The following is a 7,600-nucleotide window of genomic DNA, read 5'->3' as shown; positions in this document are numbered from 1 at the left end:
TTGTTTTTATCGAAACCGGGCTTCCGAAGTTTATAAAACGTAAGATTTGGGGGAAGGATTCATATAAACACAGATTGAAACCATTAGACTGCCAGATGTGTATGGGTTGGTGGATGGGGATAATTATTTCTGTTTTTTTTGGCAAAAACTGGCCGGAAACCATATGTATAGGTGGAATATCTGCTGTTTTAGCAGTGATAATCACAAAATATTTAAATAAATGAATTTCACAACAGAGCATATTGAAGTACTGGAAAGGCATAAAGAGCACTGGGATAGTCTCCGAACAGTGCAGTTCATGCGCAACCTCGACAAGAAAACATTTGATGACATCCAGAAGGTACACAATGAGGCCATTGCCGAGGTGCATTTTTCCAGCTGGTGCGGTGACTGCGTAGCCGAAATGGTTCGTATTACCTACACCCAGTACGACAAGTTTAAGGAGGCCAATCCTGAAGAATTTGAAAAGAAACCAAGAAAGAAAAAGGAGGGCGCCAAAGATGATGAATGAAAACGAAGCCCGATACCCGGGCAATACAATCCATCCCTCAGTGGTGATTGGCCCAAACGTAACAATGGGAACCGGTAACTACATTGGGCCATATTGTTTAATCGGGATGCCGGCAGAGCATCGCGCACAATGGGATCCAAATAACCCGGGACAGGTGTTCATTGGTGATAATTGCATAATCACTGGTCATGTTACTATTGATGGGGGCATTGAGGATGAGACTTATATCAGTGATCATGTATTTATCATGAAGCATGCACATATAGGGCACGATGCACATATCTGTAATGGGGTAACTATTTCCTGCGGTGCCAAAATCGGAGGGCATGCAATAATAGGCGACCGGTCAAATATTGGTCTTAACGCTGTTGTTCACCAGCGCCATAGTATTGGCTGCGATGTTATGATAGGCATGGGGGCTGTTGTTCCATTGAAAGTGCAGATTGAGGATAATGGGGTATATGCAGGGAACCCTGCAAGGTTTTTACGTGTAAATAAGAAGCCATGAAAGTAGCAGTACTGATGCTCAGTTATGAGCGATATGACACCCTAAAAAGAGTGCTGGATCATAACCTGGCGAATGCCGGACACCCGTTTGACCTGTTCATTTGGGATAATGGTAGCAAGGATGAGCGCGTATTGAAGTTGTTCAATAAAAGCGAGGTTAAAACAATTTATTCAAGCCATACTAATGAAGGTATCGCGCGGCCGTTTAATTTCATGTTGTCTGGTCTGGATAACCTTCAATATGACGCTTACCACTTCATGGCTAATGATATCCTAGAGCCGGACAACTGGCTTTACAGTAAAATAAAATACCTGGAAGCCATCCCCAACAGCGGGATGATTGCCCATTGTCCCGGGGATACCGGTTACCCATACAATGAAATTGCCGGCCGGCCGCTTTACATAGGCGATGTAATAGGTAACTGTATGATCAGCCGCCAGGTGTTTCAAAAAGTAGGAGCCTTCCGTGAGGACTTTGGATTATATGGGCCAATTGATTGTGACTATAATACCCGCTGCCGAATTGCAGGCTTTATCAATTATTATATTCCTGGTAAGTCCATCCACCTGGATGATGGGGACCGGAACTTATACGGGTACAATAAAGACGAAGCGGTAGCTAAAACATGGCCTGTTTATGTAGACAGCATCGACGGGTATTTGGCGGATCCTGATTCAATATATAAGGTTCCAGACGGCGAAACCAACTTTAACGCAGAGCAATATGTGCAATAAGAGGGCATTTTCAAAAGAAGAGGCCGAAACGGCTTTATACCAGGTAAGGTCCAGAAAGCACAATAAACATTTCCGGAAGATTCACATGGAACGCCGGAAGTACTTCTGCAAAGAGTGTAACGCATTTCATCTAACAAAGAGCAAAAAACGGGTTTATGGCAAAGCCGATAATATTTCTTAAAGCTCCATCAAGTTACAGCGAGTGGGACCGTGAACGGCTATTGGAAATCGCCGACGAGATTGAGAAAAGTTTTGAATATCAATATCATGTGTTCCTTGTGGCATCCACTGGAACTGATTGGCAGATGGAGGTGTTTAATGCGGAACAGCTCCGTGACATAATTATTGACGAATTGAAGAGAAAGTTATGGGAAGGAAACTGAAAATACCAGAACCTGAAGAAATTCAGGAAAAGTGGGAGGCGTTCCGCAAGGAGTGCGACGAAGGATTCCATGAGGAAGTTGCCAGTGCCGGAAAGGTGATAAAGCTCCGTAAACGCATTGTTTACACGCTTGAACGATTCCAGGTTAAACTGAAGATTACACGGGAAACGTGGTCTAAGTACAAAGCGCGCGCCCGGTTTGCTGACACGATAAAACGCATAGAGGATGAAGTGTTTGCCAGGAAAAAGGAAGCAATGCTGAATAATGAGGGCAGCGTTGCCGGCCTCATATTCGATATGAAGGCAAACTATGGCATCAATGACAAGGTGATCATAGACGCTCATATCGAGGGCGGATTTGATGTTACCCTGGATCTCGGTGGACCGGCGGCAGGTAAAACAGGGGGCGCTGTAAATGCCGGAGGTTAAGCCCATAATACGATATCGGCGGCCGTTCCTGTATAATTATCAGCGGTCAATAATAGATGCCCCTGAGCGGTTTACGGTGACAGAGGCGTCTACTAAGGTGGGAAAGACTGCCAGCCATATTATTTGGCTCTTTGAACAGGCTCTATTGTGCAAGGAGGGGCAAAGTGTTTGGTGGGTTGCACCTGTGTATGGCCAGGCAAAGATTGCCTTTAACCGTATGAAGCAGCAGATTACCAACAAGAACCTGTTTAGGGCCAACGAAAGCGAGCTGCGGATCACCTTGGTGACTGGTGTACATATCTGGTTTAAGTCTGCCGAGAAGCCGGATAACCTCTATGGGGATGATGTTTATGCAGCGGTGTTCGATGAGTTTACACGGGCCAGGTATGAAGCATGGGTGGCATTAAGATCTACTTTGACCTACACCAAAGGCAAATGTAAGTTCATAGGCAACGTTAAGGGTAAGAAGAACTGGGGTTATAAATTGGCCTCAAAGGCCAAAGCTGGGGATGATCTAACCTGGCGGCACTTTAAGATAACCTGCTATGATGCAGCGGCTGAAGGGCTACTGAGCTTTGATGAGATTGAGGCCGCGAAATCAGAGCTGCCAGAATATGTTTTTAATGAGCTCTACCTGGCCGAGGCAGCCGATGATGGATCAAATCCTTTCGGGCTTTCATACATTGAGAAGTGCAAGAAGCCGCTGAGCACATTGCCGCCTATCTGCTATGGCATTGACTTGGCTAAAAAGAAGGACTGGACGGTAATTGTCGGGCTTGATCGTAATGCAGATGTCTGCTACATAGATCGATTTCAAAAGGACTGGGGACAGACGACAGACACTATAAAGCGGCTGCCCAATAAACCAAAGTGCATTGATAGTACCGGCGTAGGTGATCCGATAGTCGAGCAACTGCAGCAGCATGACAATAACATTGAAGGGTTCAAGTTTACGGCCCTTTCAAAGCAGCAGCTTATCCAGGGCTTAACCTGGGCAGTGCAGAACGAAAAGACCGGATTCCCCGAAGGCGTGATCAGCGATGAAATGGAGAGCTTTGAGTTTACATATACCGCTACCGGGGTTAGTTATTCGGCGCCTGAAGGCTTTCATGATGATGCAGTTTGCGCCTTGGGCCTTGCCTGGAAATGTTGGCAGACAGCCCGGTATGTTGGGCAATATGATTTAAGGTAACAATTTAAATATCAATACAATGAATGCAGTAGAGTTTTTGAGAAGTAAAAAAATGCTGGCAGAAGATGCCACACAGTTTGCAATCATTGGCACCTTCGGCCAGGTAGACCTGGTGGCGCTGTTGGATGAATACGCAGAGCAGCTACCAGCGGTAAAAGGGCCGGACGCGAAACCAACATCATCTAAAAAAAGTAATGCTAAAAATAAATAATATGAAACGGTTCATTGCAAAGCTACTGGGTTTATATACCGATCGGGATTTGGTGACCTTCGGTAACTATTTAATTCTTAATAGGGCGCAGGCAACCTGGATGGAGGCAATTGAGGCAAAGGCGAATCTTGATAAGCTGAGTACGCCTAAAGCAGTTTCTCATGCAGATATGTGCAACTGGGAATTTGAACAAAAACACGGAACCGTAATTTAAAACTTATCATATGAAAATAAGAATTGGGGATCAAATTATTGATTCAGATAAACAGCCTATTGCACTGATATTCGATACTGATAAACAGCGAAAGGATACAGCTGGCTTGCTAACACGTATGGACGAAAGGACAGGACCCCGCATTGTTGCCCTGCTTCCTGCAGCACAACATAAATCAATTGAAGTTGCGACAGGGTATGTAAAGCAAACATTAATCATGTTGGGACATGTGGAGTAAGATAACAGTAGGTAAGTTCCAGGAGCTATACGATATCCTACATATTCAGCAGTTCGATTCGGATATAGAGCGGCGTATTTCCCTGCTCTCCTGCGTGGACGGTAAGCCGATAGAGCATTATGAGAATCTGAGCTTTGACCAGTTGCGGGAAGAGTTAAAGAAGATCGATTTTCTATCTACTGGTGAAATGCCACAAGTGAAGCCGGCCCGTTACTTCAAGGTAGGGGGCAAAAGGTTTAAGGTGATATATGAGTTCAAGCATCTGAAGGCCGGACAGTTTATTGACGTGCTGAATGCCGCCAAAGGGGTTGATGAACAGGTGCCAAATCTTCACCTTACACTGGCAGCTATCTGCCTGGAGGTCAAAAGAAATATGTTCTTCAAGGAGAATATTCTGAAGTATGGCAGTACCGAATTTGACCAGGTGGCGGAACTCATGAAGCGTCTGCCATTCGTGCTGGCCCAGGCTACAGCGCTTTTTTTTTATCAAGTCTGGGAACGCTTTTTAAGCAGTATGCCGGCCTATTCAAAAGAGATGAAGGCGAGGAAGAAGATACCGACGGGGCTGGAGGCGGTCCTGACCGGGTGGGATTCATCGAACGTTGGGGCTGGCTCTTAAACGCAAGTAATGTGGCAGAGTTTGAGCGCATAACCGTGGAACAGGTATATGAACTCAGCACTACCAATTTTCTTAACGATCTGGCATACCTAAAGGATAAGGCCGCGCTGGATGAACAAATTGCAGAACAATGGCGCCGGAACGTCAAAGGCAACAGGACTTAATAAACAGTGGTGCATTAAACAATATCGGGTCAACCCGGCAGGCTGAGCCCGAACTGGATAATGTTGAAGAGGTTTTTAAAACCTACATGGGAAAGCTTGTGCAGCGCCTTGTGGAAAGAATAGACGGTGCCGGACCTGATGGCAAAGAGATATCCGCATCCGGTAGGCTTTCTGAAAGCGTCAAGTTTAAATATACAGTCAAAGGACAGCAGTACACGGGCGAAATATCAATGGCAGACTATGCAGACTGGCGAGACAAAGGCGTCCGTGGGATAAGCGCTGGAAACAAGAATACAACCAGCCCCTATTCCTTCAAGTTTGTACCACCAAGTGCAAATCATGTAGCTGCAATTGAGCAGTGGATTAAGGATAAAAACGATCTAAGCGTGGTAGAGGCACCAAAGGGGCTGGATAGAATAGTTAAGAAGCACAACACCCGTCTGAATGATATTGTCAAGCAGCGCCATTCTTTGGCCTTTGCGATGGCGTATTCTTCAAAGCAGAAGGGGATCATGCCAGCCAACTTCAAAAAGGGCGCTTTGGATGATATCATGCCAGAGTTTACGCAGGAAATGGCAAAGGCATTGGCAAAGGACGTAACCATTACTTTAAACCTCAGCAACTTATTATGATCACGATTATTTCACAACCCGATAAATTCACGCCAGCGCACAATCCGGTATGTTTCTCCATTTCCTCAGACAACTATGCACAACCAGGGTTCTACTACGTTGTGGATGTGTATAATAGTAATGGGCAGATATTGGTAACACAGAAGTTTCAACCCCCGGTAGTCGGTACTGATCCAATTGATATTGAATTGCATATGATACTTCAGGAGTTGGTGGCTCCTAATTACTGCAGGTTAAACCAGGTGGTTTCTCCGGCCCTTGTGGAGACAGGAGCTGGGATGATCGCCAGTTATACCGTGAAGTTTGGAGAGCAGTATGGTGGTACAGTATACGCAAACCTCATCAATACCTCGGGGTATGTTTTTAATGCCAGTATCAATTACCTCCGGTTCGCCTTTTACAATTCAACCTCCTATCTGAATAACCGCTTTTTAACCAACTTTCCGGCCCAGACAGCCAGGAAAAAAGACAGTGTGATGCTATCCATCCTCCAATCAGAGGACGCTGCCATTACGGGCTTTAATGTAGAAATATTCAACCTGGCCGGGAATAGCATTTATACCGACACAATCAACAACCCATATAACAGCCTGGACCAGACCAGCAACAGAGCACTGCACCTACATGTGGGGTTTGATTACCTATACAGTCAGCTGGCTTTCAGCTCGACTATTTATAACTTGGCTGCGTATTACACGATCACGCCAGAGGGAGGGCAGCCGCAGCGGGTCAATCTGTATAGCCAATGTGAGCGATTCCCAGGGAAGCGCCTTTATTTCTTGAATGAGCTGGGCGGTTTTGATGGGTTCAACTTTATGCTGGCCTCCCAGCAAAGCCAAACCACAGAGCGCAACACCTATCAGCGGCAGCCATCCAATAAGAAAACCGGGTATGACCCGGCGAGCCGCCGATTCGAGACTACTACCAGGAACTACTCAACATCCTATACGGAGAAGATCAAAGTGATCAGTGATTACCTTTCCGATACGGAAAGCCAAATGCTTGCGGATCTCATGTCCAGTCCTTTGATATACATGGAGGCAGACGCCGGCGACTATGGAGGAGCCGCTGGACAGTTGATATTGATTCCAGTAGATACCAAGGTAAACGACTATACCATTAAGAAAACCAGAACCGATAAATTGTTTAATCTGGAGCTCGACCTGGAGCTGAACTATAAAAATTTCAGGCAAGTGGTATAAAAAGTTGGCAAAAAAACGCCTTCTCACATATGTTACTGTATATGATACGCAGTAGCATTATTGTAGAAGGTTATAAACTTGATCTGCCGGAGGAAATAACGGCGGACTTTACCTATTCAATCCAGGATATCAGGGAGCCGGACAAGCGCACCACAGACTTTTCAAAGACAATTGAACTACCTGGTACCCCATTGATCAACGGGCTATTTGCTCATATATGGAACATCAATACAGAGAACGACAATGATCCGTCGCAACCTAACATTGGGTATAATTTCAACCCTAACAAGGCGGCAAAGTGCATAGCCTTGGTAGATAATATCGAAGTGTTTAGGGGTGTGATGCGCATGTCGGCAATAACTCAGGAAAACAAGATAATAAAATATAGCACAAACGTTATTGGCCGATTATCGGACATACTTTTGGCCCTCGCCGATACAAAACTGGCTAACCTTGACTTCTCGGATCTTAACCACGATCTTACCACCACCAATATAACCAATAGTTGGTATGGTGCCCGCGGCACTGGGTATGTGTATCCGTTGATTGACTATGGTTATTCGG

At 45.5% G+C, this 7,600-nt stretch carries 15 protein-coding genes; all 15 read left to right on the top strand.

From position 1 onward, the window contains the following. Positions 1–224: hypothetical protein (locus VN105_RS00880; protein ID WP_325636981.1), on the top strand; the 224-nt coding region annotated here is incomplete at its 5' end. Next, positions 221–511: a hypothetical protein gene (locus VN105_RS00875; protein WP_325636979.1), complete on the top strand. Its 291-nt coding sequence runs from the start codon at positions 221–223 to the stop codon at positions 509–511. The genes VN105_RS00880 and VN105_RS00875, both read left to right, overlap by 4 nt. Beyond that, positions 501–1,019, top strand: a complete 519-nt coding sequence (locus VN105_RS00870; RefSeq protein ID WP_325636977.1) for a hypothetical protein — start codon at positions 501–503, stop codon at positions 1,017–1,019. Before VN105_RS00875 ends, VN105_RS00870 begins: the two co-directional genes overlap by 11 nt. Further along, positions 1,016–1,753: a hypothetical protein gene (locus VN105_RS00865; RefSeq protein WP_325636975.1), complete on the top strand. Its 738-nt coding sequence runs from the start codon at positions 1,016–1,018 to the stop codon at positions 1,751–1,753. Before VN105_RS00870 ends, VN105_RS00865 begins: the two co-directional genes overlap by 4 nt. Before the next feature lie 155 nt (positions 1,754–1,908). Continuing rightward, positions 1,909–2,136 carry a hypothetical protein gene (locus VN105_RS00860; RefSeq protein ID WP_325636973.1) on the top strand — a complete coding sequence of 76 codons (228 nt, stop codon included), beginning with the start codon at positions 1,909–1,911 and terminating at the stop codon, positions 2,134–2,136. Further along, positions 2,121–2,564, top strand: a complete 444-nt coding sequence (locus tag VN105_RS00855) for a terminase small subunit (protein WP_325636972.1) — start codon at positions 2,121–2,123, stop codon at positions 2,562–2,564. Before VN105_RS00860 ends, VN105_RS00855 begins: the two co-directional genes overlap by 16 nt. 217 nt (positions 2,565–2,781) lie before the next feature. Beyond that, complete coding sequence (locus VN105_RS00850; RefSeq protein ID WP_325636970.1) at positions 2,782–3,756, top strand: hypothetical protein; 975 nt, start codon at positions 2,782–2,784, stop codon at positions 3,754–3,756. 19 nt (positions 3,757–3,775) lie between these two features. After that, complete coding sequence (locus VN105_RS00845) at positions 3,776–3,967, top strand: hypothetical protein (RefSeq protein WP_325636968.1); 192 nt, start codon at positions 3,776–3,778, stop codon at positions 3,965–3,967. A gap of 1 nt (position 3,968) precedes the next feature. Further along, positions 3,969–4,181 (top strand): hypothetical protein, encoded by a 213-nt coding sequence (locus tag VN105_RS00840; RefSeq protein WP_325636966.1) that lies wholly within the window; start codon positions 3,969–3,971, stop codon positions 4,179–4,181. Between the two features lie 10 nt (positions 4,182–4,191). Beyond that, the gene (locus VN105_RS00835; RefSeq protein WP_325636964.1) at positions 4,192–4,419 is read left to right on the top strand and encodes a hypothetical protein; all 228 of its coding nucleotides are present in this window, start codon (positions 4,192–4,194) and stop codon (positions 4,417–4,419) included. Next, positions 4,409–5,038: a hypothetical protein gene (locus VN105_RS00830; protein WP_325636962.1), complete on the top strand. Its 630-nt coding sequence runs from the start codon at positions 4,409–4,411 to the stop codon at positions 5,036–5,038. The genes VN105_RS00835 and VN105_RS00830 overlap by 11 nt, the downstream gene beginning before the upstream one ends. 11 nt (positions 5,039–5,049) lie before the next feature. Beyond that, positions 5,050–5,202 (top strand): hypothetical protein, encoded by a 153-nt coding sequence (locus VN105_RS00825; RefSeq protein WP_325636960.1) that lies wholly within the window; start codon positions 5,050–5,052, stop codon positions 5,200–5,202. After that, positions 5,169–5,834, top strand: coding sequence for a hypothetical protein (locus tag VN105_RS00820; RefSeq protein ID WP_325636958.1), 666 nt, complete (start codon positions 5,169–5,171; stop codon positions 5,832–5,834). The genes VN105_RS00825 and VN105_RS00820 overlap by 34 nt, the downstream gene beginning before the upstream one ends. Continuing rightward, a complete protein-coding gene (locus tag VN105_RS00815) occupies positions 5,831–7,036 on the top strand; it encodes a hypothetical protein (protein ID WP_325636956.1) in 1,206 nt (401 codons plus the stop codon). The genes VN105_RS00820 and VN105_RS00815 overlap by 4 nt, the downstream gene beginning before the upstream one ends. 29 nt (positions 7,037–7,065) lie before the next feature. Beyond that, positions 7,066–7,600 (top strand): hypothetical protein (locus VN105_RS00810; RefSeq protein WP_325636955.1); only part of this gene is annotated, 535 nt, incomplete at its 3' end.

The sequence above is a fragment of the Chitinophaga sp. genome (assembly GCF_035564935.1).
Lineage (GTDB): Bacteria > Bacteroidota > Bacteroidia > Chitinophagales > Chitinophagaceae > Chitinophaga.
This window is presented reverse-complemented; position numbering and strand designations above follow the sequence as displayed.